At 53.3% G+C, this 1,066-nt stretch carries 2 protein-coding genes; both read left to right on the top strand.

Translation table 11 applies throughout. The annotated features are described in order from the left end of the window. Positions 1–615: cation diffusion facilitator family transporter (locus Q0216_RS09620; RefSeq protein ID WP_298594901.1), on the top strand; the 615-nt coding region annotated here is incomplete at its 5' end. Between the two features lie 18 nt (positions 616–633). Next, on the top strand, positions 634–1,066 hold a 433-nt coding region (locus Q0216_RS09625), incomplete at its 3' end, for a YetF domain-containing protein (protein WP_298594903.1).

Consider the following 1,066-nt stretch of genomic DNA (forward strand, 5'->3'; position numbering starts at 1 on the left):
TATGAGAAGCTGCATGACCCGCACGGTATTACTGAGTGGCAGTGGGTTCCGGTGGCTGTTCTGGTGGGTGCGATTCTGCTGGAGGGTAACTCGTTCCGTGTGGCGGTGAAGGAGTCGCGTGGGCTGAAGGGCAAGCAGAGCTGGAGTCGTTTCTTGCGTACTTCGAAGAACCCGGAGCTTCCGGTGCTTCTACTGGAGGATGGGGGCGCGCTGCTGGGCCTGATTTTTGCGCTCATTGGTGTGGGTATGACCCTGTTGACCGGTAATGGTCTGTGGGATGCGTTCGGCACTTTGGCTATTGGTGTGCTGCTGGTCTTTATTGCTGTGTTCCTTGCGGTGGAGATGAAGTCGCTGATTTTGGGTGAGTCTGCTTCACCGGAGGATTTGGCGAAGATTCGTGCGGCGATTGAGGATGGCGATAGCGAGCGCATTATCCACATTAAGACCGTGCACCTGGGTCCTGAGGAGATTCTGGTGGCGGCGAAGATTCGTATTTATGATGCTGACACTGGTCGCGCGGTAGCTGATGAGATTGATGCGGCTGAGGTACGTATTCGCGAGGCTGTTCCTGCGGCACGCATCATTTATTTGGAGCCGGATATTTTCCGGGCTTAGTCCTAGGAGATTTTTGGTATGACCGTTGAGACGATTGTTTATGGTTTGCTGAAGATTTTCGTTGGCCTGATCATTCTTTTGGTGTACCTGCGTCTGACTCACCGTTCTCAGGCGGGGCACCAGACCCCGATTGATACCATCGGTAACTTTGTCATCGGTGGTGTGTTCGGTGGCGTGTTGTACAGCACGCAGATTAGCCTGTTCTACTTTGTCATCTACATGGTGTTTACGCTGTGCATGATTCAGCTGCTGAACGTGGCGACCACGAAGATTCGTTTTCTGCATATGGCGGTGCGTGAGCAGCGCGTGCCGGTCATTACGGATGGTGATATCGATATTAAGAGCTTCCAGCAGGCAGATGTGGTTCTTGATCCGATGCGCCTGATTGCTGACCTTCGTGCGCAGGGTATTTACGACCTGGAAGACATTGAGTTCGCTCAGATTGAGCCGA

The sequence above is a fragment of the uncultured Rothia sp. genome (genome assembly GCF_937976295.1).
Lineage (GTDB): Bacteria > Actinomycetota > Actinomycetes > Actinomycetales > Micrococcaceae > Rothia.